The following is a 25,273-nucleotide window of genomic DNA, read 5'->3' on the forward strand; positions in this document are numbered from 1 at the left end:
GACATAAAAAGACCCCCAATAATTGGTCGTCCAACTATTGGGGGTCAGTTCATTTGATGTGCGGCCTTTAATGAGCAGGTTTTGAGAGGATTTATATTGGTGAATTAAGCACTCAAACGCTGTATATCCAAACTGAAGCTGGTTAGGCCAACTTCACTCAGTGAAACGCGCACATTTCCGCTTGCTAGATCTATGGTTTGGAACCGCTCAGTCGCAGCGTCTACACCTAATAAGTGGTCGTTCTTAACGATAATGGCGTTTCCGGAACCATCAACCACGGCGTTGAGTCCAGCTGACAACACACTAAGTTCGTTATCGGCGGCATTGAGTATGCCGAACATGGCTCTGATGGGGCTGGCGTAGGTCGATTTTTTAATGGCATGTTCTATTTGATGAACAAGATGCACAAAGCCACGTTCGTCTGCGTCTTGAGATCGCAGGTATTCGTTGAAAAACGCACGAATCATCAGCGTGGTTGCGGTGCCATTTTTTCCAGCAGAACCGCTATCCACCATGTAGAAGGCCATTTGACCGTCCATCATCCAGGTGTAATCAAGTACTACTGGGCTGGAGTCAGCAGATTGCAGTGAATGGTATGAGAGTCTCCAATCGCCTTGTCGTGAGTCTTGATCTGGCATGAGTCCCATCAGCAAATCTCGCGCGTTACCCGGATTATCGAGCAACTCATCCAGATGCCATTTCAATTCTTCTGTCAATGGCTGATCACCGCCACCTTGTGCGAGCTTAAACCACTGCTGGCTAAAATCGGCATCGCTACTCGTACCACCGTCTGCATCTTCTAAAACAGAAATGATGGCCGACTTCACCACCATGATGTCGTCAATGGGTTTAATCAGAAAATCTTTGACGCCAAATCGCAATGCCTGTGCGACATCGGACATCCCGCCCGTGCCAGAGATGACGATCACAGGGAGCATGGGATATTCGAGGCTGACTTCCTCTACGAATTCCAAACCTGTCATAACAGGCATGGACAAATCACTGAGCAGCAGATCGGGAATGCCTTCTCTGAGCGCTTTGAGCCCATCAAGACCATTCCCCGCCTCTCTAACAATGCACCCTTCTTTACGTAGAAAGCCACCGATGATCCGAATGAACACGGGATCATCTTCAACAATCAGAACCTCTTTACCTTCCAACACTGTCTTGTTCTCCTGATTGGGGGCTAATTTACGCTTGATGAACGTCGCCGAACCTCTTTAGGATAGTTTGAAATCCGCTACGACGTTGCAACATACACGTAATTCTCCGTACCAGTACACATAACCTGATGTATACAGAAAAGAAAAAACTCGCCCAATAAGTTAGCTATCGCATGAACATTACGCGAACTACGACGCTGCTTATTGATATGAGACAACGAAAAGTCCGCCTTGTTAATTTCAAATGGATAACTCCTTGCCTTTTTATTGAAGGCAATCGCATTATCGTGAATACACATGAAACTTGATGACCTAAATCTCTTTCGTCTTATCGTCGAAAACGGCAGCTACACCTTAGCTTCAAAGAAAACAGGTATACCTGTCGCTACATTGACTCGCCGTATACAAGCGCTTGAGGAAGACATAAAGATTAAGCTTCTTCATCGTGATGCGAGAAAGCTATCGTTGACCGAAGCCGGCCGAGGTTTTTACGAAAAGTGCTCCCCTTTGCTCGAACAATTGATGGAGGCGACTGAAAGCCTCTCTGAATGTTGTAAAGGGGAGTCTGGAACGCTCAAAATCAGTGCGCCGTCCAATATAGCGATGAAACTGCTGCAGCCCATGTTTAGTGCATTCTTGACTAAATATCCTGATATCAAGCTCGACCTTGAGCTGTCAAATGATTCAACTGCGCAGCATTCTGATGATCGTCATGCTTTTATTCGCATTGGCCCACAGCGCGATTCATCTCTGATTGCACGAAAACTGCACACGGTAAAAGATATTCTCGTTGCTAGCCCTGAGTACACGACAAATCATTCGCCGTTAAGCGATGCAGCGGATCTCACTCAGCATCATTTGTTAAAGGGGTGGCCTCTGATGCGCTGGCGACTAACAAATCAACAAGGCCAGCAGCTATGTATTACGCAACAAGGCCGTTTTGAAGCATCAGAACTTCGCTTAGTGCGCGCAGCCGCTAAAGATGGATTGGGTATCGCATTAATACCTGATGTGCTGGTACAAAAAGACATCGAGTCCAATGAACTCGTCCAAGTACTTCCCGAGTGGACAACCTGCCCCCGCGATATCTTCCTGATGTACCATGGCAAAACTAACTTGCCTGCCAAGCTGCGCGCATTTATTGATTTTGCATTTGGCTATTTTCATACAAACAACACTCAAACGTGACTTAGTTCACTGAATGTCCCAAAAGCGATAAGTGCTTAAAAAATCAACACACTTTTGCTAATGAAAACTTGCTAAGCCGCCCGGTGACCGCTAAATGTTATAGGGATGTAAAACCATAAAGCAGCGATATCTTTCTCTGCACAAACGTTAACGATGGTTTCTGCAAACGGAAGGAGCGATTATGATTTTGGGACACTTGCTAGGTTTGTATACCCATCCGAAAGAGGAATGGCAAAATATTGATGACCGCCATGAAGGCGCATCAAGCAGTTTGGGTCACGCTGCCATCATGGCGCTTATACCACCAATTTGTGCCTATTACTCGAGTGCGCACATTGGTTGGAGTATTGGTGTCGGCGACCCGATTTTTCTGACGGAGCAAAGCGCGCTCATTATTGCTGGCGCCATGTATTTTGCCCTGATCACGGGTGTGATGGCTCTCGCCTACCTGACTCTTTGGATGAGTCGTACTTTTGGTTCCGATCCAACTTACACGCAAGCGCTTGAGCTTTCTGCCTACACGGCCACTCCTGTCTTTATGGTGGGTTTAGCTGCGCTCTTTCCTGTGGTCTGGTTCGTCATGCTGGTCGGCTTGGCAGGTATCGCCTATTCGATTTACCTTCTTTACACTGGTGTGCCGATCATCATGCACATTCCTGAAGAACGTGGATTTATTTATGCCAGTTCAGTGGTCACCTGTGGGTTGGTTCTACTTGTCGCAATTTTGGCAAGTACTGTGATCATGTGGAATGTCGGCTTTGGCCCCATGTTCGTGAACTAACCGAGTATGCTCTCCGTTGAAAGCTGATGAGTCATTAGCAAAGCTCACAACTGAAAACACGAGATACAAAAAAGCGCGGTCGCTATTGCAGTGACCGCGCTTTTTATTTTATTTGTCTCTGTTTTTCTTAGCTCTCGTTATAAATCTCGAGATTTGCTAGTTCTTGCTGTTGCTCGCGAAGCTCTTTGGTTTCATCGTTTCGCAAGCTATCAATATACTCAAGGTATTCTTGATTGATGTCCTGAGTAACGTATTGACCACTAAATACAGAGCTGTCAAATTGCTTCACGTCAGGGTTACCCTCTCGTACCGCATCTTCTAAGTCAGCCAAGTCTTGGAAAATCAAGCCGTCAGCACCAATGATGCTGCCGATTTCATCCACTTCACGGCCGTGTGCAATCAATTCGTTAGCACTTGGCATATCAATGCCGTAAACGTTAGGGAAACGAACTTCTGGCGCCGCAGAGGCCATATATACGCGTTTCGCGCCGGCTTCTCGTGCCATTTCGATGATCTGCTCAGAGGTTGTGCCGCGCACGATAGAGTCATCAACCAGCAGCACTGATTTACCTTTGAACTCAGAGCGAATTGCGTTGAGCTTGCGACGAACAGATTTACGACGCTGCTGCTGACCAGGCATGATAAAGGTACGACCCACATAGCGGTTTTTCACAAACCCTTGGCGATACGGTTTATTCAGCTCTTGAGCGATTTCCAGCGCGATGTCGCAAGACGTTTCAGGGATAGGAATCACCACGTCAATGTCGAGGTCATCCCATTCACGACGAATTTTCGCACCGAGTTTCTTGCCCATATTGATACGTGCGGCATATACCGAAATCTTATCAATGAAGGAATCAGGACGAGCAAAATAGACAAACTCAAAGATACATGGCGACAGTGACGGAGTATCTGAGCACTGACGTGTGTACAACTGTCCATCAAATGTAATGTAAACCGCTTCACCAGGCGCAACATCACGCACGAAATCAAAGCCGACTGCATCAAGGGCAACCGACTCAGACGCGACCATGTATTCTTCACGATTGTTCACAGTGCGTTTGCCCAAACATAATGGGCGAATACCATGCGGGTCACGAAATGCGATAAGCCCATGACCAATGATCATTGCCACGACAGCATAAGCACCGCGAATTTGTTTATGCACTGCGCGAACAGCTTTAAACACATCTTCTTCCGTCAGAGGAAAAGCGGCAGCTTCATCGATTTGATGAGCAAGAACGTTGAGAAGAACTTCAGAATCAGACGTGGTGTTGAGGTGGCGGCGGTCTTGAGCGAAAAGCGACTCACGCAGTTCATTCGCGTTAGTGAGGTTTCCGTTGTGCGCAAGTGTAATGCCGTAAGGTGAGTTAACATAAAACGGCTGTGCCTCAGACACACTAGAACTGCCGGCTGTTGGATAACGCGCATGCCCTATCCCAACCGTTCCCTGCAAGCGTTGCATATGCTTGAGTTGGAATACATCTTTTACCAAGCCGTTCGCTTTTCTTAAGCGAAAGCGGTTGTTGTCAATAGTTACAATGCCGGCGGCATCCTGACCACGGTGCTGAAGTACTGTCAACGCATCGTAAATTGACTGATTAACCGGAGTTTCACCCACGATTCCAACAATCCCACACATGTATGCTGTTCCTTGTAACGCAAAAGTAAGCCCAGGGAACTGTTTTACGTTTTCCTGCCTTTATCTGCTAAAAGCAGGCTGACGCTAGATCACCTTGGGCAAAAAGCTGGAGCTCTGCTCCAAATACGAGAAAAACCATTCAATCACTACCCCAAACTTAGGGATCAATTGTGATTGTTTCCACTCGCTGGCGCTGGAAAAATTAGTGAACGCATCGAGGAAGAACAATAACGCAGCGACTATCAGTACGCCGCGAATACCGCCAAAAACCACGCCTAGCACTCTATCAGTTCCAGAAAGGCCTGTTTTTTGAACTAATTGCCCGATGACATAGTTCACCACAGCGCCAACAATTAAGGTGGCAATAAACAGCGCCGCAATAGCAGCGCCATTTCGAATCATTTCGTCATGGATGTTCGTGAAGTAAGCGGCCAATTGCGGGTAGAAATTACTCGCGACAAAGAAGGCGCCAAACCAAATAACCAGCGATAACGCTTCTTTTACAAATCCACGGACCAAGCTAATCAATGCTGAAAAGCTGATCACTCCAATAATGACGTAGTCTATCCAATTCATCTTTTAATCATCTGAGCGATTCGCGCGCATTTTAACAGAAAAAATGACGACGCAAACGTTTTCTTATGGGTTGAGTGGGTTAAATCTAAGCAGTTGACCTTTCAATCCGGTCAAAGACTCTAAATCTGCTGTCATTGCCGCCAAATTGTCCTTAGACACATCGGGGCCAATTTCAACACGCGCCAACTCGCCTTCTTTCACATTACGAGGCATCAACTGTGCGGGATAACCCTTACTGCGCAAGGTTGTCACCAAATTCTTCGCGTTGTCGATGTTTCGAAATGTCCCTAAACGAATGATCCATGCTGAATCTGCGTAGCCTGTTTTTGGCAAGGCGTTATCGTCAGCAACGGGCATACGCCCCTCTGCTGTCACATCATCTGTATGTCCATTATCAACATCGTCCCCAATCGTCACCGAGACTGGCTCGTCTTGCGGAAGAAATGTATCCACGTCTTCAGGTGCTTCTATCGGCGTTTGAAGAAGCGTCTCGTCAAAATCTTCACGCAAAGGAATGGCTTGATAACTTTCCTGATAATGCGCTTTTTCACCGTCGAATACATCAGGCAAAAAGATCACCCCCAACGAAACCAAAATGAGCGTGCCGACTAAGCGATTCTGGAACTGAGTTGCCACAATTACTCCGTTTGAACGAGGTGGTCAGCGATTTCGCCGACGGTGTGGAAAGAACCAAAGACGATCAAGGTATCGCCATGCCATGTCAACGCGGCTTGTGCTGCGTTAAATGCGTCTGTGGGCGATGCATAACCGTCGATGCAGTCAGGTAGGTAACAAGCGAGTTGTGTCCAGTCAGCGGCTCTTAGGCCAGTCAGTGATGCGGGATACCACACATCGACCACTGGCTTCATTGCTTCCAGTGTTGCGGTGATATCTTTGTCGTTCAACATAGCAACAACAGCGTGAACCTTACCGCCCGATGTTAGTTTGATCGCGGCTATTTGCTGAGCCAGGTAGGTCGCAGAGTGCGGGTTATGTGCCACATCGAGCAATACCAACGGGGACTCAGACACTCTTTGCATGCGACCCGCCAACGTCACCGAACTTAAACCGTCAACTATTTGCTCATCCGTTACATCAAGCTCTGATAGCCCCAACGCCATGAGCGCCGTCGCCGCATTTGGCAAAGGAAGATTCGGAACAGGCAAATCGCGCAAATCAAACGCACCGCACTGCCAGTGCCAAACATCATCTTGTTGTTGGTAGTTAAACTGATAGCCAACTTGATGAAGCTCTGCACCGATATCATCGGCGTGAGCCGCCACACTCGCTGGCGGTTCAGGTTGCCCGCAAACGGCAGGTTTCCCAGAACGGAAAATACCGGCCTTTTCAAAACCAATCACTTCGATATCATCACCAAGCCAATCAACATGGTCGATAGCAAGGCTGGTGATCACGGAAACATCATGGTCAACAATGTTGGTCGCGTCTAATCGACCACCAAGGCCAACCTCGATGATTGCCACATCAATCTGGTTATCAATAAATAACCAAAGCGCAGCCAGCGTGCCAAATTCAAACAGACTTAAGCTGGTGTCACCGCGGAGTGATTCTACCGCAGCGAAGGCTTCGGAGTGGCGCTCGTCATCAAGCTCTTGACCATTAATGCGAACGCGTTCGTTATAGCGAATGAGGTGTGGTGAGCTATATACCCCGGTTTTATAACCGGCTTTTTGCAAGATCGCTTCGATGATAGCGCAGGTCGAACCTTTACCATTCGTGCCCGCGACGGTAATGACTTTTGGTGCAGGTTTGATCAACTTGCCTTTTTGACCGACAAGCGCGACGCGATCCAGCCCCAGATCGATGGCACTGGTGTGGAGTGATTCTAAATAGCGCAACCACTCAGACAATGGCGCAGTGGCGCCGGGAGAAATATGTTCTGACATCAGTATTCTATTCGAGCTTCCAATAGCTCAATCATATCAGTTAAACGACAAAGAGCGCCATAAGGCGCTCTTTCGATGTTCATTTGTGGGACGTTTATTCTGTATCTTCCAGAGGCTCGGCTTCGATAACCTCACCTTCCAGCGGTTTATCAACTGGCACGACCAACGGCGATTCATGGTTGGTCATTTTCGCCAACAGACCACCGATACGCTGACGCAATTCACGACGATCAACAATCATATCAATCGCGCCGTGCTCCAACAGAAACTCACTACGCTGGAAGCCTTCAGGAAGCTTCTCGCGCACGGTTTGCTCGATCACGCGTTGACCCGCAAAGCCAATCAGTGCTTTAGGCTCACCAATATTGATATCACCCAGCATTGCGAAACTTGCTGTCACGCCACCGAAGGTTGGGTCAGTCAGTACCGATATAAACGGCAGGCCCTTTCCAGACAGACGCTCAAGCGCTGCGCTGGTTTTCGCCATTTGCATCAGTGACGTTAGTGCCTCTTGCATACGTGCACCGCCACTGGCAGAGAAGCATACAAAGCCACACTTGTCTTCCATCGCTTGCTCTACCGCACGCACGAATCGCGCACCAACCACAGCCCCCATTGAACCGCCCATGAAGGCAAACTCAAAGGAAGCAGCGACAACGGGCATACCTAGGATCTCACCTTTCATCACGACCATGGCGTCTTTCTCGCCACTGGCTTTTTGTGCTGCTGAAAGGCGATCTTTGTATTTCTTCGAGTCACGGAACTTGAGCAGATCTTTTGGCTCTAGCTCTGCACCCAACTCAATGCCTTTTCCTTCATCTAAGAAGGTTTCTAGGCGCTTACGCGCCGTCATGCGCATGTGATGGTCACACTTTGGACACACATGCAGGTTACGCTCAAGCTCAGCGTGATAAAGCACCTGCTCACAGGAGCCACACTTGGTCCATACGCCTTCTGGAATGGAGACTTTACGTGAAGAACCAATATTGCTTTTTGTCAGTATTTTTTCAAGCCAGCTCATGAACGACCTTTTCTAATGGAGCACCTGTCACTTCGACCTTTTGCCGCTCGTTATTAGTGAGCAGTCTCTATGTAGCGAAGACAAGTGGCCTGGATATTTACAAATTCAACAAGGAATTAAAACACAACTTGTTAAGACTTTGGACTAAAAACTGGTACTACCTATTTTTTGCCTAGCCTTTAGCACACCTGTCTGCAAAACGACTGCACGTTCACACCCCAGAATGCCTAGTTATCCTTGCAGTTCAAAATCTCTCATCCCCTAGTAGTCTCAAGAGGCTTGGGTAGTTAACTGGGTGTCGGGTAAAAAGAGTGGCCCAACTGGCGATGCAGGCAATTCAAATATTGCTGGGTACTCCACTTCAACCAGATACAAACCATTCGCTTTTGCCGTCGCTGCCGCCAAGTTGCGGTCTTTTGCCGCCAAAAGCCACTGAACCCACTCTGGCTCTTTCGCTTTGCGGCCAACATCGATCAAACTACCTGCAATGTTTCGCACCATGTGATGCACAAACGCGTTCGCTTTGATATCTATGATCACGAAACGGCCTTGGCGGGTCACATTTAAATGATGAATGTTGCGCCATGGCGTTTTCGATTGGCATTGAACAGCACGAAATGATGTGAAATCATTTTCGCCTAACAAGTGTTGTCCGGCTTGATGCATTAACGCTTCGTCTAGCTCGTCATGGCAGTGTGTCACACCATGGCGAAGAATACCCGGACGTAGCGCATTGTTGTAAATGATATAGCGATACCGACGCGCTGTGGCTGAGAAACGAGCATGAAACTCATCAGGTACTTCTTTAGCCCAACGCACGGCTATAGCATCAGGAAGGTGAGTATTAACCCCCATCGTCCATGCGCGAAGCGGTCTAGAAACGTTCACCTCAAAATGAACCACCTGACCCGTTCCATGAACGCCCGCATCTGTGCGACCCGCGCATAGCACTTCAATCGGTTGATTGGCGATTTTTGACAGGGCTTTTTCAAGGTGTTCCTGCACACTGGGTACTTCACGCTGTCTCTGCCAGCCAAAATACTGTGCACCATCATATTCAACACCCAGGGCGATTTTCATTGTTTTTTCTCTGTCTTAGCGGTTCATTATTTTGTGAAGCTGCGCATTATACCCTTCTCAAACTAAAATGCAGCGATGAGCGCAAGGATAAAAAAACGGCGGGGTTTCCCCTGCCGTTCTCTTTATGTCTTTGAGTTCGATGATTCTCACTTAATGAAGGTTTTCAATCATCATTCGCGCTTCTTCTTTGAGGTTTGAATCGTCACCTTGCATGACTTGCTCTAGAAGCTGAATCGCTCCATCTACATCGTTCATTTCCAGATAGGCTTTTGCCAAATCCATATTGGTAGCCGCTTCACCGCTGCTATCAACATCAACAGGCTGAATGTCATTCAACACATCAGGGAAATCTTCGAGACCGACATTTAAATCCATTTTGGCCGCATCAGGATCGTCTTGTGGTAAACCGTCGTCTTTCATGAGTTCATCGATGCTGATAAAGCCATCACTCGACGACGTCGCTTCAATAAGTTCACTTTCGGCTTCTTCCAACAACCCTTCGAGATCAGCATCCAAATCCATGGATTTGATGTCATTGCCTAGAATTTCCGGTTGCTGTGACCAATCTTCGCTCTCTAGTTCGGGTTCAGGCGTTTGCTCTGCATTCCAAATGCCACTTTCATCTTCGGGGATGTCTTGCTCATCAGAGGCATCCAACATGTCATGCGCATCAAACTCGTCATCAGAATCCAGCGCACTCTCAATGTCTGAGGCTTCACGGGCACTCAAGGCCTCGTGAGTATCAAGCGCCTCCATCTCAAAGTCGCCAAGACCCATATGATCATCATCTAGGGGTTCTGAAAGCAACGCTTCCATATTAAGCCCTGCAACTTGATGCTCATCATCATCTAATTCGGCTATTTCATTAAGTTCGGCGGCACGATATGGCGCTTGTGAAACGGGTGCAGAAGGTTGTGAGAATTGGCTGCGCTCACTTTCAGGCACCGCTTCATCAAGTTCGCGCTGCTCATCAAGCGCCGCGCCCAATGCGTCGCCTTCATCAAACTCCCCCAGATCATCCAAACTAATAGGCTCGACGGGTGGAAATGCAAGGGTGTTATTTTCCGTTGCCGCAAACGGTGCGGGTGTTTCTTCAGAAGATGGCTTTACTTCTTCCTCTAACTCTTGAGGTTCAATGTCATCTTCAACAGGACGTTCTACGTCTGCGTTATCGTCGTCACTCGGCGTACTCTGTGAGTCAAAATGCGCAGCATCGAAATCAACCGCGGCATCTTCTTCGGTGTATTCTGGCAGATTATCGAGATCAAACGATTCCTCATCAATCTCTGCTTTTACTGGCTCTTCAGGTGTCGCTTCTTCAAAATCGCTATCAGCAAGTGCGGCTTCTTCGTCATATTCTGGCAATGATGAAAGATCGAGGGGCTCATCGTCGGCAGTGTTCGTCTCAACACTGTCTGTTGCTTCCACCGAAGCTGGCTCTATGGCAGCCAGTGCATTGTCCAGATCGGCTTCATCACCGGCTGATGCAACTTCCTCTGCAGCTTCGCGTGTTTCTGCTTCGCTAGCTTCAGGCTCAGTCGTCTGTGTGACAGGCGTTTCATCAACAAGCTCGGCAATGTCATCGTCACTTGACGAGGTATCCGCGCTTTCTTCGTGCTCTTCACCTAATAGGCTATCAAGCAAGTCGATATCGTCTTGGGTTGCTTCTGGCGTTTCACGTTCTTCTGCGTCTAACGCAACTGTTTCATTGGTTGTTGGCTCTGCCGCTGGTTCTTGCTCTGTTTCATCGTCTTGTGCCAGCAAGTTATCAAGCAGGTCGAGATCAGAATCAGATGCAACCGGTTCAAGGTCATGATCATCAGAGACTTCGTCTACCAACTCTTCGAGCTCAGTAATGTCGCTATCAGTATCTACGCTTTCTGGCTCTTTCGTTCGCTCGGGTTGTGCCTCTTGAATATCGTCTAATGCAACACCATTTGTTACTGAATTATCAATGTCATCGAGATTGAACTCATCGTCATCAATAGCGATCAGATCTTCACCAAGCAGATCATCGTCTTCGGCGTCGTCACCTAATAGCGCACTGTCACCGTCGAGTTCATCATCTTCGCTGACCAACTCATCCAACAATACATCGGTGTCACCCAGATCGAGGTCTTCATCATCGGTTGTTTCACCAATCAATTCTGACAGCATATCGTCGTCATCAATGGCTTCATCAAGCAATGCGCTTTCGTCTAACGGATCAACATCTTCATCATCAACAAGCTCATCCAGTAAAATATCACTGTCAGAAATATCGTCGTTGTCTAACGCTTTATCCAGTGATAGCGATTCCGTGTCATCGCTGTCCTGTGGTGCCAGCAGGTTACCGTCTTCATCCAGGAGTTCTTCATCGAAAAGCTCATCAAGCAACGCATCAGTGCTGTCGAGCTGTAAATCAGTTTCGTCAGTTTCTTCAAGAGATGAATCGCTAATAAGATCGATATCATCGCCTAAAAATTCATCGAGCAATGCCGTGCTGTCTTCGCTCAGATCACTGTCTAGATCCGCGTTTTCATCCGTGGCTGACGCCGTCGCCGTTTGATTGAAAATATCGTCTAAGTCATCATCAGAAAGGTTGATATCTTGCGACAAGTCCACTTCTGGCTCGTCATCAAGCACCTTATCAAAGAGTGCTTCATTGGTCGTCTCATCGCCTAAATCATCAAGCGTATCATTAAGATCGCCAGCCTCTGGTTCAGGCGCTATTACTTCTGATTCTGAAGCTTCTGGTTCATCCGTCGTCTGTGTTGCGTTTAGCAAGGCATCAATGTCATCAACATCGCTGTCATTACCTTCGCTGAGTGATTGCTCCCACATGGCCGCCAGCGCTTCATCTGGACTAAGCTCGGTTTCTTCAGGCTGGGACGCCATTTCATCAAGGGCGCGTTCCATGTCTTCTAAACCAATGGCACCTTCTGTACTCGCTTCGACACCCATTTCGGAGCCTGTGTCGAAGTCATCACCCAACATGGAATCCAAATCTGAGTCCATTGATGAACTCAGATCCGTTTCGCCGCCAAAGTCCGTGTCGTTATCAATATCTAACCCTGACTCCGAAGGCTCATCCGACAGCTCCAACGTGTCAGACAAATTAATGTCGTCCAGCTCAGAATCAAAGATGCCTTCGTCGCCAAACAGATCGTCAGCATCGGTGTCGTCTGTCACCTCAAGTTCATCATCTTCCAGCACGAGCTCATCGTCGTCTTCATCGACGTCTGGCACCATGATGACATTCATGTCTGGGTCGGCGCTGTCTAGCCCTTCCGGCTCTTCGACATCATCATCGTCTTTACGTCGACGCATGATAATAAAGGCGGCAGCACCAATGACTAACAGTGCAGGAATAATCGCAACCGTCGCCAACATGAGCGGGCTTGCCATGAGCGACTCGACAAAAGATGGCTCTTTCATTTCCATCTGAGCCTGTCGCATACGTTGCGCTTCTAAGAAAGATTTAATTTCCTCAGTAAGCTCTTCGTCGGCATTCATCTGATCTTTCAGCGCGACTAGCTCGTTTTGCACTTCGGCAAGACGAATTTTGAGTATGTGGTTACTTTCAACCAACTTGCCCATTTGCAGATCAGATTGGTCGATCTGATTTTGCACCATCCCCATGTCTGGCTTAAGCGGAATCATATCCGCACCCATGCCTTCTTGCGCCTTCATTTCTGGCTTGGATGGTGTGTCAGTTTCTGCCATCTCTGGCTCAGCGGTCTTAGTCGCGGGTACGGGTGCGCTTTCAGCCGCAACAACAGGCGGTGAAGTGGGTTTTGGTTTAGCCACAGGTGCAGCGACCTGCTGACTTAGAGGCTGACGATTCACGCCGCGCTGAGCGTCTTTTCGCGCTTGGTCAATTTGCAGACGCTGGGCTACATCATCCGTGCTCTCACGACGGATCTCAGTCAGCGTCGGCATCAATAGCGTACTACCCGGCACTAACCCGTGAATATTTTGGTCTTCAAACGCATTAGGGTTTAAGCGGAAAACCGCACCTAAGGTTTGATACACCGTCACTGCATTGCTTGGCTGGTAACGTGTGGCGATAGACCAAAGGGTATCGTTGTCTCGCGTTGGGCCAACGGATTGGCGGCGATTAACGGTCGAGGGCGCTTGAGTGGTTTGGGATAAAGGCGTGACGGCGCTCGGTGGTGGCGACTCATCAATAGGCCCAAGAATTCGAATGGCCGAATGCACAGAAAAGGTCGCAGCAAGGCTCAGCACTAATGTTGAGGCTGCAAGAATTTTGCCGAGTCGACGGCTTGCATTTGATAAAGAAAGCGTTCGCTTCATGGCGTTATATAAATCTGCGTCGGACACTGCCCGCATTCCCCTATGGCAGAATAATAGGCTTATTCCAAAACACTGCAAATATCGAACCAGCCTTGCCGGGGAAACGCATAACAGCATCACTGCTCATGAGAAATCTGCCCTGCGATATAGCGGTATCCGCGCAAAGTAAATCATGAATTTTGCGTCGCAACGTATGGTTAAGTACTTACTGTGGTTGGCATTACGTTATTTCCCTAACTATATCGGAAGCCAGGGTGAAAACTGTAGTGTGAGAAGATAAAACTGTGTTTTGTGATCAAACAACCGGCTCGAGATCACTCGTAGCCGGTTGTTTTTAGGGATTACAGGTAATCGCGAATGAGGACTTCTGCGATTTGAACCGAGTTAGTTGCCGCCCCTTTGCGGACATTATCTGCCACTATCCACATATTCAAACCATTTGGATGGCTGATGTCATTGCGGACACGACCGACCATAACGTGGTCTTGTCCCGTGCCTTCTTTGACTTGCGTTGGATAATCTTCACCCATGAAAACTTGAACGCTTTCAGCGCGAGAAAGCAAATCCATCGCTTCGGTAGCGTCAATAGGTTGACGGCATTCAATGTGCACAGCTTCTGCGTGACCATAGAACACAGGGACACGCACACACGTTGGGTTCACGGCAACCGTGTCATCACCCAAAATTTTCTGTGTTTCCCACACCATCTTCATTTCTTCTTTGGTGTAGCCGTTGTCCATGAACTCATCGATATGCGGCAAGCAGTTAAACGCGATCTGTGTTTTGTACAGGCTCGGCTCAGCCTCTTGGCTGTTCAGCAGCCTTACGGTTTGCCCTGCCAGTTCATCAACGCCTTTCTTGCCCGAACCTGACACTGACTGATACGTTGCCACGTTGATGCGCTCAATGCCGGCCACATCATAAATTGGCTTCAGTGCCACCAGCATTTGGATGGTTGAACAATTTGGGTTGGCAATGATGTTGCGGTTGCGAAAATCAGCAATCGCTTCTGGGTTAACTTCTGGCACGACCAATGGAACATCATGCTCATAGCGGAAGCGCGAGGTATTGTCGATAACCACCACACCTTCGTCAGCGGCAATCGGCGCCCAACGGTCTGACAATTCTGCACCCGCTGAGAACAGAGCAAGTTGCACTTGGCTCCAATCGAAGTCTTCAACGTCTTTTACCAGAATGCTTTTGCCATTGAAACGAATGGTTTCACCGGCACTGCGCTCACTTGCCAGCAAGTAAAGATTGCGCACAGGGAATTTACGCTGCTCCAATACCTCGATAATGGTGCGGCCAACAGCGCCCGTTGCACCTAATACAGCGATATCAAAAGCCACATCGAATTCTTGTGTCATGTTTATTCCTCTACGGTAAAACCTAATTTAGCGAGCGACTCTAACCCAAACTCGGCCTTGCCCGCTACTGTAATCGCACTGTACTCACGTCTGTCCCAGTAATTCTTGCGTAAGCGGTCAAAGCTTATGCGCTGCTGAGCAACATCGGCCATCTCGCGGCGAAACTCGGCATCGTCTCGGCGAATGTCGTATATCAACTGACAGAGCGCCATAAGATCTGCGCTATTCCAAGGTTGGCTTAATGCAACATGCGGAATTGGCGCGATGGGTAGCAGTGAACTCGCCGCTACGTGCTCTTCGCTATTTCCGAGAAAATCACAGTAGGCGTTGTAAATCATGGTAGTGCCACGGGCTTTGCCTTCTAGGCCATATCCTGCGATATGTGGCGTTGCAAAGGCCAATAGCGGCAGTAGTTCTAGATCCACTTCGGGCTCGAATTCGAACACATCCAACACTGCCGTCAATTTTTCTGCTTTCAATGCCGATTTAAGAGCAGCGTTGTCAACAACGGGTCCACGAGCGGCATTGATCAAAATACTGTTTGGCTTTAACGCAGCCAATTCTTTTTCCCCAATCAAATGATGTGTCGGGTATTTGCCTGCCCGAGTGATGGGTGTGTGCGTCGTGATCACATCGCATTCTGTAAGCAGGGTTTGTAGCGAATGAAACGCGCGCTCATCCCCTTCGGCTTCTTTTATTGGGTCACAAAGCAGATGTTCAATATTCAGTGCGCTGAGACATTTTGAAAGATAGCTCCCAACTTGCCCTGCCCCAATGATGCCGACTTTGCGATCAGTCAGCGTAAAGCCATGCTGCTGACTGAGAACAAGAAGCGCGCTGATGACATATTCCGCGACTCCAACTTTGTTACAACCCGGCGCGGCAGTGAAATGAATGCCACGCGAAGCCAGCAACGCTGCATCGACGTGATCAGTCCCGGCGGTTGCCGTTCCCACAAACTTAAGGCGATTAGCTTTCGCTAGTAAATCTTCATCCACTTTGGTCACAGAGCGGATCATCAAGGCATCCACATCAACCAAGTCGTCAGCCGTCAGTGTACGACCCGCTTTGGCTGTCACCGTTCCCAGCTTACTGAATAGTGCTGCGGCGTACGGCATATTTTCATCAATCAGGATATTCACGCAATGCTCTCTTCAATCAAACTCACTGACGCCATTGTGACGCTTTTCCTTGCGACTTAAAACGAAAAAACCCGACCAATGGCCGGGTAAAATCCAGGATCTGAAAGATAGAGACCGGCTCTCAACGGTCAATACCTGCGTCTGTTGTAGGCATAATGCCAACTTCCCGGAAAATCTTAATCAACAAGCCAGTGACGGGCTCGTCATACCGAGAGACAGCGGTTTCGCTTATCCTTCGTATTTTTTAATGACCAGTGTGGCGTTAGTACCGCCAAAACCGAAGCTATTCGACATCACTGTTGTCAGCGTTTGCTCGCGCATTTCAGTCACGATATCAAGGCCTTCAGCAACAGGATCAAGGTTGTCGATATTGATACTCGGCGCAACAAAGTTATTTTCCAACATCAATGTTGAATAAATCGCTTCGTGTACACCTGCAGCGCCCAATGCGTGACCTGTCATTGCTTTAGTAGCAGAAATGGCTGGGCTGTTGTGGCCGAACACTTCCTGAATCGCGCCCAGTTCTTTCACATCACCCACAGGCGTTGAAGTGCCGTGCGTGTTGATGTAATCAATGCTGTCGACATCTTGCATCGCCATCTTCATACAACGGATCGCGCCTTCACCAGAAGGAGCAACCATGTCATAGCCATCCGACGTTGCGCCATAACCGACGACTTCGCCGTAGATTTTCGCACCACGCGCAAGCGCATGCTCAAGCTCTTCGATCACCATCATGCCGCCGCCACCAGAAATAACGAAACCGTCGCGGTCTGCGTCATAGGTGCGTGAGGCTTTTTCTGGTGAGTCGTTATATTTGGTCGACAATGCGCCCATGGCGTCAAACATCATGGTCAATGACCAATCAAGCTCTTCGCCACCGCCTGCAAATACCACGTCTTGTTTACCCAATTGGATAAGCTCTACCGCGTGGCCGATACAGTGTGCTGATGTTGCACACGCTGAACTCATGGTGTAGTTCACGCCACGAATTTTAAATGGTGTAGCCAAGCACGCTGAAACGGTTGACGACATGGTACGAGGCACCATGTAAGGTCCAACACGTTTTACGCCTTTCTCGCGCAATGTGTCTGTCGCAAGCACTTGGTTAATAGAAGATGCGCCACCTGAACCAGCAACCAGGCCAGTACGGTCGTTAGATACCATGTCTTCAGTCAGACCTGAATCTTCAATCGCTTGTTCCATTGACAGATAAGCGAAGCCAGCGGCATCGCCCATAAAACGGTATTTCTTACGATCAATATGTTCTGCGGGAATAAGCTTTAAATCACCCCAAACATTACTGCGTAGTTTCATGTCTGCGAACTGCTGGGAAAAACTGATCCCGGATTTCCCCGTCTTCAACGACTCCAGCACTTCTTTAACGTTGTTACCGATGCTGGAAACAATTCCCATACCTGTAATTACGGCTCGTTTCATCTTTTGTTCCTACAATTCGAGTTCGCACCGATGATAGCGTTTTTGCTCATCTAAAGTGGTCAGCTTTCCTAGAGTACGCGTGTAAGCTGAAATTCTTTTCCATACTCGCACAGACGCCCCTTAGAATCTGTAAATTCCGCTGGATTGACGTTAGAATCCGCGATCTGAGTGCAAATACACTGTTAATTAAGGCAAGGCTTGTGACCCAACCCCGTATCGAACATGCCCAAATTCACTGGAATGACGCCGGAACGCCGGTTTCTGATAATTTCGACGACGTGTACTTTTCTAACGCAAACGGCTTAGAAGAAACGCGCTATGTGTTCCTACATCAAAATCATCTTCCAGCACGCTGGCAACAATTCGAGCGAAATCGCTTTGTTATTGCAGAAACTGGCTTTGGAACTGGCCTTAACTTTCTCGCAGCGTGGCAGTGGTTTGATGCGTTTCGTGCAGACAACCCGCAGGCGAAAACGCAGCAGCTGCATTTTATCAGTTTTGAGAAGTTCCCCGTTACACAAATCGACCTTGAAAAAGCCCATGCGTCTTGGCCTGAACTGGCCGACTACGCAAAAGCACTGCGTCAGCACTACCCCGCTGCCGTATCTGGCTGTCATCGTCTGATACTTGCTGATGGCCGGGTGACGTTGGATTTGTGGTTTGGTGACATTAAAGACTGCATGCCTCAAGTGTGGACATCTGATGATGGTATTGTGGATTGCTGGTTCCTTGATGGCTTTGCACCTAGCAAAAACCCAGAGATGTGGAGCCAATCGTTGTTCGATGGCATGGCACGTCTGGCGAGAGAAAACTGCACCGTCGCGACGTTTACCGCCGCTGGCTTTGTCCGCCGTGGTTTGATTGACGCTGGCTTTGACATGAAAAAAACGCAAGGGTTTGGCACGAAGCGCGACATGATTGTCGGCACGATCAATCAACGTAACCAGCCTCGACAACAAGCGCCTTGGTACAAACGCTTACCTCCAAAAGCCTCAAATGACATTGCGATTATTGGCGGCGGTGTCGCCAGTGCCACACTCGCGCTGTCTTTGGTTCGTCGCGGAAAACCCGCGACACTCTATTGTGAGCATGACAAGCCGGGACTTGGCGCATCGGGCAATCGCCAAGGCGCAGTGTATCCGCTGCTTAATGGCAGTGATGATGTGCTTTCTCGCTTTTTTGCACCCGCGTTTTTGTTCTCACGTCAGTTTGTTGAGCAAGCGGCTGAAACCATCAACTTTGATCATGACTGGTGCGGCGTGACGCAATTAGGCTGGGATGAAAAAAGTGCTGACAAATTAGGGAAACTACTCAAGGGTGGGTATCCCAAGGCACTGGTTCATGCCGTCACTGCTGACGAAGCGGCAGCCATGACTGACATTGACACATTACATAGTGGTATCAGCTACCCGCTTGGCGGCTGGTTGTGCCCTCAGCAACTGACACAAGGTTTGATCGCACAAGCGGAGGCCACAGGTTTATTGACCTGTCTCTACAACACCAAAATAACAAGGTTGACGCTTCACGACAGCAAGTGGACGCTTCAAGCCGACGACACGACGTTTACTCACCAGACAGTCGTGGTTGCCAATGGCCATGAATTCTCGCAGTTTAAACAAACCGCGCCGATCCCTGCCTTTTCAGTACGCGGGCAAGTGACTCATATCAACACCACCCCGGCGCTGAAAAAGCTCAAAACGGTGCTTTGTTACGATGGCTATCTGACCCCAGTTAATCCAAAAAATGATACGCACTGTATCGGGGCGAGCTACAGTCGCAATGACAGTTCGTTGGCATTTAGCATGGATGACCAGGTTGATAATAAACAACGTCTGGTGAAATGCATTCCGACCAAATGGTCACAAGCAGTCAGCACAGATCATGGCGCTGGACGTGTCGGCGTGCGTTGTGCCAGTAGAGATCACCTGCCATTTGTTGGTGATGTCTGTGATTACAGCGAGCTGGTTGCGAGCTATAGCAACCTACGTGATACGCAAGAAACCGCACAAGATGTGCCGGTTTACCCCAACCTTTACAGCCTTCTAGGGCTGGGTTCGCGCGGCTTAACTTCGGCGCCATTGCTGGGTGAGTTGATGGCTTCGCAGCTGTGTGGTGATCCTTTGCCGTTACCCGTGGATGTACTCAATGCATTGCATCCGGGACGCATGTGGGTAAGAAAGTTACTGAAAGGCAAAGCGCTGTGATGTTAGGCGGTTAAACGTGAATATTCTGTACTGATATATTCCGAGCATAAAGAAGGCGCTTCATTGAGCGCCTTCTTTGTATTTGTTGATGTTGATGTCTATTGCGATGGCTTTCAGCTCGCTTTCGCTTGCAAAGAGGACCACAAATTTGCCACCAGCACTTGATCTGCAGGGCTTAACTCGTTGGCATTGTTTTTCAAGCTACCGTCCACAAAGACTTTGAGTGCTTCGATATCATCAATCCCATCTTGCTCACAATCAGCGGCAGCCAATGAGATATGGCCACGCAAATACCCACTTGCAAACAATTCGTCGTCTGACGCGGTCTCTACCATGGCGTCTATCAAATCAAGGATCTGTTCTTCGTAGTCTTGGATCATAATCTCTCTCATACCAAACGCATTCGGGATGGTTATCAATAGGTAAAATCTGCGGCCGTTAACGTCGGACGATGATAAAACGCGCGGAGGGCATCTGAATAGGTTTTTGCGCGCGCTGGCATACCTTCATCGAGATAAATCAGCACTTGCTCACGCACTTTGGTCGTAAAACCCGCGCGATCAGACTCGACGCCACTCAAATTGTCACAGCTCACTTGAAAGCGAAAACCACAGCTGGCAGAAAGAATCCACTCTACCGCTTGTGGCTTTATCTCCACTTTCTCAAATTCCGCCTGCGTTTTTTCATCGCGTCCATCAGGGTGATACCAGTAGCCATAATCTTCTAGCAATCGACGCTCAGGACCGGCAATACACCAGTGCGCCACTTCATGCATCGCGGATGCAAAAAAGCCACGAGCAAAGATAATACGATGCTTCGCGTGAGTTTCATCGGCGGGGAAATAAATAGGTTCATCACCACCGAGCAATAACTCAGTGTTAAATGATTCAATAAATGTCTGATTGAATACAGAAATAAGGTCGTTGTAATCGTGATGCATGCGTTATTTGTAAATGCCTGGTTACAGCCAAAATCAGTCAGGCGGCATTTTACCTAGCACATGCCCTATTGTCGCCGTGATAATGGCCCATTTTGACGATTTTATCCGCGATAAGCATGAAATTGATTCATGGGTGACGTCGTCTATTTTCATTGGCTTGTGACTGGCATCACATTTAGAATCGCACCACTTTCTCTGATTAAATGCAACCGACTGAATAATAATGTTGTTGTCTACTTTGTACATTGTTGGCATTACTGCCGAAGCCATGACAGGCGCGCTCGCGGCTGGTCGAAGAAACATGGATTGGTTCGGCGTCATGCTGGTGGCAAGCTGCACCGCCATTGGTGGTGGCACAGTTCGAGACATTTTGCTCGGCCACTACCCCTTAGGCTGGGTCGCCAATCCGCATTATCTCGTGATTGTCTGTCTTGCGGGTATCGTGACCACATGGATGGCCTCATGGGTGGCGCGAAACCATAAACTGTTTATCTGGCTAGATTCTCTCGGCTTGATTGCCTTTAGTATTATCGGTTGTCGCGTTGGCATGGATATGGGCTTATCTCCGCTCATCGCAGTAGTCTCTGCCGTGGTTACTGGTGTTTTTGGCGGCTTGCTACGTGATTTACTGTGTCGTCGCCAACCCATGGTATTACACAAAGAGTTATACGCGTCGATCGCGTTTTTCTCGGGCTGGATGTACTGGGGATTGATGACTTATGGCGGACAATTTGGCGTCAACGAAAACTACGCGACACTCTCCACGCTGATTCTGGGCTTCACATTTCGTATGTGCGCAGTGAAGTTTCATTGGCGCTTACCAGTGTTTAGCCTTGCCGAAGAAGAGAAAACAGAAGATAACGCAGAAGTGAAGGTGAGTTGAATGGAGGCTAAGAGCGAGGTCCTAGATCCTAAGACCTAGGACCCAGACGTTAAATCTTCGGCGTCGTCGTTGTGACACCCGCATTCTGTGCGCGATGACGCAGCAAGTGATCCATCAGCACGATAGCCACCATGGCTTCTGCGATAGGCACCGCGCGAATACCCACACAAGGGTCATGACGACCGCGTGTTATCACATCAACCGTTTCACCATCAACATTAATGGTTTCGCCCGGCACGGTAATGCTTGATGTCGGTTTCAATGCCAAGTGTGCAACGATATCTTGCCCTGACGAAATCCCACCAAGAATGCCGCCCGCATGATTGGTTTTAAAACCAGTCGGCGTTAATTCATCACGATGTTCGCTGCCGCGCTGATTCACCACATCAAAACCGTCGCCAATTTCAACGCCTTTCACTGCATTGATGCCCATCAGTGCAAACGCAATGTCAGCATCTAAACGGTCAAACACAGGTTCGCCAAGACCGACAGGGACATTGTTTGCCACGACGGTCAGCTTAGCGCCGATGGAGTCACCGTCTTTTTTCAATTGACGTATCAATTCGTCCAAAGCGTCAAGTTTGGTTTCGTCGGGGCAGAAAAAGGGGTTTTGCTCAACTTGATCCCAATCCACTTTGTCGATGGTCACATCACCCATTTCAGACATGTAGCAACGCACTTCAATGCCATATTCCTGTTTCAGGAATTTCTTGGCGATCGCACCTGCCGCAACACGCATAGCGGTTTCACGCGCAGACGAACGACCGCCGCCGCGATAATCACGGTGACCGTATTTCTGGTGATACGTGTAATCGGCATGACCGGGGCGAAAACGGTCTGAGATTTTGGAATAATCTTGTGAACGTTGGTCGGTGTTCTCAATCAACAGACCAATAGACGTGCCCGTTGTTTTGCCTTCGAACACCCCAGACAAGAATTTCACCTCGTCTGCTTCACGACGTTGCGTGGTGTATTTCGACGTACCCGGACGACGACGGTCCAGATCAATCTGTAAATCCGCTTCTGAAATTTCGAGTCCCGGCGGGCAACCATCAACGATACACCCTAATGCCAATCCATGACTTTCACCAAAGGTGGTGACGCGAAACACCTGACCAATAGAATTGCCTGCCATTACTTCCTCTGTCTTTTAACTGGCTGCCTTTATTAAGGCATAACTGCATGCTTGTTAATGAAACATAACCGCGCACGAGAAGCAAAAGCTTTTTGCCTGCAAAACAGTCAACCCTCTGTAGAACGGGGCTCATTTCAAGAAACACGACAAAATGCAAGATGTGAAAACAAAAAAAGGCTGAAACAGATGTTTTCAGCCTTTTTGATAGCGAATTAACCGCGGTTCACGCGATTAAGCTTGATAGATGATGGTTAGTCTTTGTAGATAGAGAACTCGTCCGCGACGCTCACCAGATCTTGATACGTCATCATGAATACGCCGTGACCGCCGTTTTCAAACTCAAGCCACGTTAGCGGAAGCTCTGGATATTGTTCTTCCACATGCACCATAGAATTACCCACTTCACAGATCAAAACACCCTGCTCGCTTAGATAATTGGGCGCATTGGCGATAATGCGGCGCATCAGTTTCAAGCCATCAGAGCCCGCAGCCAGACCCAGCTCAGGCTCGTGGCGGAATTCATCGGGTAGGCTGTTCATGTCTTCTTCATCCACATACGGTGGATTAGAAACAATCAGGTCGTATTTGTCTTGTGGCAGATCGCGGAACAAATCCGAACGGATTGGGAACACTTGTTGCTCCATGCCGTGATCTTGCACATTCATTTCCGCCACTGCTAGCGCATCGGTAGAAATATCCACCAGATCCACTTCTGCGTCAGGGAAGGCGTAAGCACACGCAATACCAATGCAACCGCTACCCGTGCACAAATCCATGATTCGAGTCGGTTCAACAGGCAACATTGGGCTGAAACGGTTTTCGATCAACTCACCAATTGGTGAGCGAGGCACCAATACACGTTCGTCGACAAAAAACTCAAGACCACAAAAATAGGCTTTGTTGGTCAAATAGGACACTGGCGTGCGATCGTTAATGCGGCGAATAACACGCTCTACAATACGATGGCGCTCACTGGTCGTCAGGCGGGAGTGACGAGTATCTGCTGGCACATCAAGTGGCAGATACAAGGTTGGCAACACCAGTTGTACCGCTTCATCCCATGCGTTATCCGTTCCGTGACCGTAAAACAAACCTGCTGCATTAAAGCGGCTTACCGTCCAACGTAGCATGTCCTGCAGCGTACGTAACTCGTTGACAACTTCATCAACAATAATTTTATCCAAAATGGCCTCCACTAGCCTGATTCACCCCAACGCACCGCGTTCATCTCTATTGATTTGGACAATTACAAATTCGACAGCGAGACATTGCTTCTATTTTGGGTACAATGCGCCTATCGGCATTTGGAATTGACTTATGAGTAAGAAAACCCCGATCTCAGACGATGACTTTTCATTGTTCCGCGATGCGGTAAAAGGCGTTAAAAAACTGCAGCAGGATACCATAAACCCGCCAAGACGCCAGACAGTGGAACAATCGAGAAAAAAGTTCTCTGACTCGACAGCACGTGACCACACCTTTTATTTTTCAGACGAGTTTGAACCCTTGCTGAAAGAGGATGGCCCAACGCAATATGCGCGTACCGGTGTGTCTAAGTATGAAGTGAAGCGTTTACGACGCGGCATTTACGTGCCTGATATGTTTCTCGACCTTCATGGCATGACACAACGAGAAGCGAAGCGTGAGATGGGTGCGTTGATTGCTGAGTGCATAAAAGAAGGGATTAGCTGTGCCTGCGTGATGCATGGCATCGGCAAACATATATTGAAGCAGAAAACGCCATTGTGGCTGGCACAGCACCCAGATGTTCTGGCATTTCATCAAGCGCCACTTGAATTTGGCGGTGCTGGCGCGTTATTGGTGCTTATCGAGATCCCAGAACGATAACCAAGAACAACCGCCAATAAAAAACGCCCCACGAGGCGTTTTCGTAGTGAGTCGTTTCTTGATCATTCAGTGCTATGCGTAACCCATCAACTGAGAAGGGCTTTTCAACCACCGTACATCACTTTTCTCGCTCACAGCATCAAGCTCAATACAAGCAATCGACGACGTCGGAAACATAGGTGCCTGCATGTCGACGGCGAATTCGGCGGTGAGATAACCCACCAGCGGCAAATGCGACACCAGCAAAATGCTTGCTGGATGATCAACAGTCACTAACGCGCGCAGATACGATGCAACGTGCTCGCTGTCACCATAGGGCGTAATACCATCTTCTGTCAGCACTTTTTGCGCCGTTGGCAACACGGTCTGACAGGCATTCCACGTTTGTTGGGCGCGCAAATACGGGCTAACAAGCACCAAGTCTAGCTTCCCTTCTGGTAATTCATTTGCAAGCCAACGAGCCATTTCTACTGACTGTTGCTCTCCGCGTTCAGTTAATGGTCGTTCTTCATCACTGGCTGCAAATGTCTGCGCCTCACCGTGGCGCATAATATAAATTCGCATATCACTACTGTTGATTTCTTAGATTCCTGATTATGCTACCAGTCAATTGTTGTTTCTGGAACGATAAAGCGCACAGATGTTTGCCTCAATTTGCTT

Annotated in this window: 21 protein-coding genes; 5 read left to right on the forward strand and 16 right to left on the reverse strand. The window is 48.6% G+C overall.

Annotated elements, in window-relative coordinates:
* Positions 1-104: 104 nt before the first annotated feature.
* Complete coding sequence (locus ACED36_RS15380; RefSeq protein ID WP_016960197.1) at positions 105-1,163, reverse strand: response regulator; 1,059 nt, start codon at positions 1,161-1,163, stop codon at positions 105-107.
* 297 nt (positions 1,164-1,460) lie between these two features.
* On the opposite strand from ACED36_RS15380, the gene ACED36_RS15385 reads away from it, so the two are divergent.
* Both ACED36_RS15385 and ACED36_RS15390 read left to right on the forward strand, forming a co-directional pair.
* Positions 1,461-2,351 (forward strand): LysR family transcriptional regulator, encoded by an 891-nt coding sequence (locus tag ACED36_RS15385; protein WP_016960196.1) that lies wholly within the window; start codon positions 1,461-1,463, stop codon positions 2,349-2,351.
* A gap of 181 nt (positions 2,352-2,532) precedes the next feature.
* Positions 2,533-3,132, forward strand: a complete 600-nt coding sequence (locus tag ACED36_RS15390; protein ID WP_016960195.1) for a Yip1 family protein — start codon at positions 2,533-2,535, stop codon at positions 3,130-3,132.
* A gap of 127 nt (positions 3,133-3,259) precedes the next feature.
* On the opposite strand, the gene purF is transcribed toward ACED36_RS15390, so the two are convergent.
* From purF to fabB, 10 genes are all read right to left on the reverse strand, one after another.
* Entirely contained in the window at positions 3,260-4,774 is a 1,515-nt protein-coding gene (gene purF, locus ACED36_RS15395) for an amidophosphoribosyltransferase (RefSeq protein WP_016960194.1), read from the reverse strand.
* A gap of 84 nt (positions 4,775-4,858) precedes the next feature.
* The gene (locus tag ACED36_RS15400) at positions 4,859-5,350 is read right to left on the reverse strand and encodes a CvpA family protein (RefSeq protein WP_016960193.1); all 492 of its coding nucleotides are present in this window, start codon (positions 5,348-5,350) and stop codon (positions 4,859-4,861) included.
* Positions 5,351-5,413: 63 nt separating this feature from the next.
* Positions 5,414-5,986 (reverse strand): SPOR domain-containing protein, encoded by a 573-nt coding sequence (locus ACED36_RS15405; RefSeq protein WP_016960192.1) that lies wholly within the window; start codon positions 5,984-5,986, stop codon positions 5,414-5,416.
* 2 nt (positions 5,987-5,988) lie between these two features.
* Positions 5,989-7,257 (reverse strand): bifunctional tetrahydrofolate synthase/dihydrofolate synthase, encoded by a 1,269-nt coding sequence (gene folC, locus ACED36_RS15410; RefSeq protein ID WP_016960191.1) that lies wholly within the window; start codon positions 7,255-7,257, stop codon positions 5,989-5,991.
* A gap of 94 nt (positions 7,258-7,351) precedes the next feature.
* Positions 7,352-8,278 (reverse strand): acetyl-CoA carboxylase, carboxyltransferase subunit beta, encoded by a 927-nt coding sequence (accD, locus tag ACED36_RS15415; protein ID WP_016960190.1) that lies wholly within the window; start codon positions 8,276-8,278, stop codon positions 7,352-7,354.
* A 270-nt stretch (positions 8,279-8,548) separates the two neighbouring features.
* Positions 8,549-9,358, reverse strand: coding sequence for a tRNA pseudouridine(38-40) synthase TruA (truA, locus tag ACED36_RS15420; protein WP_016960189.1), 810 nt, complete (start codon positions 9,356-9,358; stop codon positions 8,549-8,551).
* A 150-nt stretch (positions 9,359-9,508) separates the two neighbouring features.
* Positions 9,509-13,690: a FimV/HubP family polar landmark protein gene (locus ACED36_RS15425; protein ID WP_016960188.1), complete on the reverse strand. Its 4,182-nt coding sequence runs from the start codon at positions 13,688-13,690 to the stop codon at positions 9,509-9,511.
* 305 nt (positions 13,691-13,995) lie between these two features.
* Positions 13,996-15,021: an aspartate-semialdehyde dehydrogenase gene (locus ACED36_RS15430; RefSeq protein WP_016960187.1), complete on the reverse strand. Its 1,026-nt coding sequence runs from the start codon at positions 15,019-15,021 to the stop codon at positions 13,996-13,998.
* A 2-nt stretch (positions 15,022-15,023) separates the two neighbouring features.
* The gene (locus ACED36_RS15435; RefSeq protein ID WP_016960185.1) at positions 15,024-16,163 is read right to left on the reverse strand and encodes a 4-phosphoerythronate dehydrogenase; all 1,140 of its coding nucleotides are present in this window, start codon (positions 16,161-16,163) and stop codon (positions 15,024-15,026) included.
* Positions 16,164-16,391: 228 nt separating this feature from the next.
* On the reverse strand, positions 16,392-17,603 hold the full coding sequence (gene fabB, locus ACED36_RS15440) for a beta-ketoacyl-ACP synthase I (protein WP_016960184.1): 1,212 nt from the start codon (positions 17,601-17,603) through the stop codon (positions 16,392-16,394).
* Between the two features lie 200 nt (positions 17,604-17,803).
* Between fabB and mnmC the strand changes: the two genes are divergently transcribed.
* Positions 17,804-19,807 carry a bifunctional tRNA (5-methylaminomethyl-2-thiouridine)(34)-methyltransferase MnmD/FAD-dependent 5-carboxymethylaminomethyl-2-thiouridine(34) oxidoreductase MnmC gene (gene mnmC, locus ACED36_RS15445; protein WP_016960183.1) on the forward strand — a complete coding sequence of 668 codons (2,004 nt, stop codon included), beginning with the start codon at positions 17,804-17,806 and terminating at the stop codon, positions 19,805-19,807.
* A gap of 113 nt (positions 19,808-19,920) precedes the next feature.
* Here the strand turns inward: mnmC and ACED36_RS15450 are convergent, their stop codons facing one another.
* On the reverse strand, positions 19,921-20,187 hold the full coding sequence (locus ACED36_RS15450; protein ID WP_016960182.1) for a YfcL family protein: 267 nt from the start codon (positions 20,185-20,187) through the stop codon (positions 19,921-19,923).
* A 35-nt stretch (positions 20,188-20,222) separates the two neighbouring features.
* A complete protein-coding gene (locus ACED36_RS15455) occupies positions 20,223-20,747 on the reverse strand; it encodes an elongation factor P hydroxylase (protein WP_016960181.1) in 525 nt (174 codons plus the stop codon).
* A 223-nt stretch (positions 20,748-20,970) separates the two neighbouring features.
* Between ACED36_RS15455 and ACED36_RS15460 the strand changes: the two genes are divergently transcribed.
* A complete protein-coding gene (locus tag ACED36_RS15460) occupies positions 20,971-21,630 on the forward strand; it encodes a trimeric intracellular cation channel family protein (RefSeq protein WP_016960179.1) in 660 nt (219 codons plus the stop codon).
* Positions 21,631-21,679: 49 nt separating this feature from the next.
* Here the strand turns inward: ACED36_RS15460 and aroC are convergent, their stop codons facing one another.
* Complete coding sequence (gene aroC, locus ACED36_RS15465) at positions 21,680-22,765, reverse strand: chorismate synthase (protein ID WP_016960178.1); 1,086 nt, start codon at positions 22,763-22,765, stop codon at positions 21,680-21,682.
* Between the two features lie 251 nt (positions 22,766-23,016).
* Positions 23,017-23,949, reverse strand: coding sequence for a 50S ribosomal protein L3 N(5)-glutamine methyltransferase (prmB, locus tag ACED36_RS15470; protein ID WP_016960177.1), 933 nt, complete (start codon positions 23,947-23,949; stop codon positions 23,017-23,019).
* Between the two features lie 133 nt (positions 23,950-24,082).
* Between prmB and smrB the strand changes: the two genes are divergently transcribed.
* Entirely contained in the window at positions 24,083-24,613 is a 531-nt protein-coding gene (gene smrB, locus ACED36_RS15475) for an endonuclease SmrB (protein ID WP_016960176.1), read from the forward strand.
* A 72-nt stretch (positions 24,614-24,685) separates the two neighbouring features.
* Here smrB and sixA read toward each other — a convergent pair whose 3' ends face one another.
* Complete coding sequence (gene sixA / locus ACED36_RS15480; RefSeq protein WP_016960175.1) at positions 24,686-25,177, reverse strand: phosphohistidine phosphatase SixA; 492 nt, start codon at positions 25,175-25,177, stop codon at positions 24,686-24,688.
* Between the last annotated feature and the right edge of the window lie 96 nt (positions 25,178-25,273).

The organism is Enterovibrio sp. FF113 (genome assembly GCF_041439165.1).
Lineage (GTDB): Bacteria > Pseudomonadota > Gammaproteobacteria > Enterobacterales > Vibrionaceae > Enterovibrio > Enterovibrio norvegicus_A.

Coding starts and splice junctions, on each gene's coding strand:
- ACED36_RS15385 (WP_016960196.1), top strand. CDS start 1,461: ATGAAACTTGATGACCTAAATCTCTTTCGTCTTATCGTCGAAAACGGC.
- ACED36_RS15390 (WP_016960195.1), top strand. CDS start 2,533: ATGATTTTGGGACACTTGCTAGGTTTGTATACCCATCCGAAAGAGGAA.
- purF (WP_016960194.1), bottom strand. CDS start 4,774: ATGTGTGGGATTGTTGGAATCGTGGGTGAAACTCCGGTTAATCAGTCA.
- ACED36_RS15400 (WP_016960193.1), bottom strand. CDS start 5,350: ATGAATTGGATAGACTACGTCATTATTGGAGTGATCAGCTTTTCAGCA.
- folC (WP_016960191.1), bottom strand. CDS start 7,257: ATGTCAGAACATATTTCTCCCGGCGCCACTGCGCCATTGTCTGAGTGG.
- accD (WP_016960190.1), bottom strand. CDS start 8,278: ATGAGCTGGCTTGAAAAAATACTGACAAAAAGCAATATTGGTTCTTCA.
- truA (WP_016960189.1), bottom strand. CDS start 9,358: ATGAAAATCGCCCTGGGTGTTGAATATGATGGTGCACAGTATTTTGGC.
- ACED36_RS15425 (WP_016960188.1), bottom strand. CDS start 13,690: ATGCGGGCAGTGTCCGACGCAGATTTATATAACGCCATGAAGCGAACG.
- ACED36_RS15430 (WP_016960187.1), bottom strand. CDS start 15,021: ATGACACAAGAATTCGATGTGGCTTTTGATATCGCTGTATTAGGTGCA.
- fabB (WP_016960184.1), bottom strand. CDS start 17,603: ATGAAACGAGCCGTAATTACAGGTATGGGAATTGTTTCCAGCATCGGT.
- ACED36_RS15450 (WP_016960182.1), bottom strand. CDS start 20,187: ATGATCCAAGACTACGAAGAACAGATCCTTGATTTGATAGACGCCATG.
- ACED36_RS15455 (WP_016960181.1), bottom strand. CDS start 20,747: ATGCATCACGATTACAACGACCTTATTTCTGTATTCAATCAGACATTT.
- ACED36_RS15460 (WP_016960179.1), top strand. CDS start 20,971: ATGTTGTTGTCTACTTTGTACATTGTTGGCATTACTGCCGAAGCCATG.
- aroC (WP_016960178.1), bottom strand. CDS start 22,765: ATGGCAGGCAATTCTATTGGTCAGGTGTTTCGCGTCACCACCTTTGGT.
- smrB (WP_016960176.1), top strand. CDS start 24,083: ATGAGTAAGAAAACCCCGATCTCAGACGATGACTTTTCATTGTTCCGC.
- sixA (WP_016960175.1), bottom strand. CDS start 25,177: ATGCGAATTTATATTATGCGCCACGGTGAGGCGCAGACATTTGCAGCC.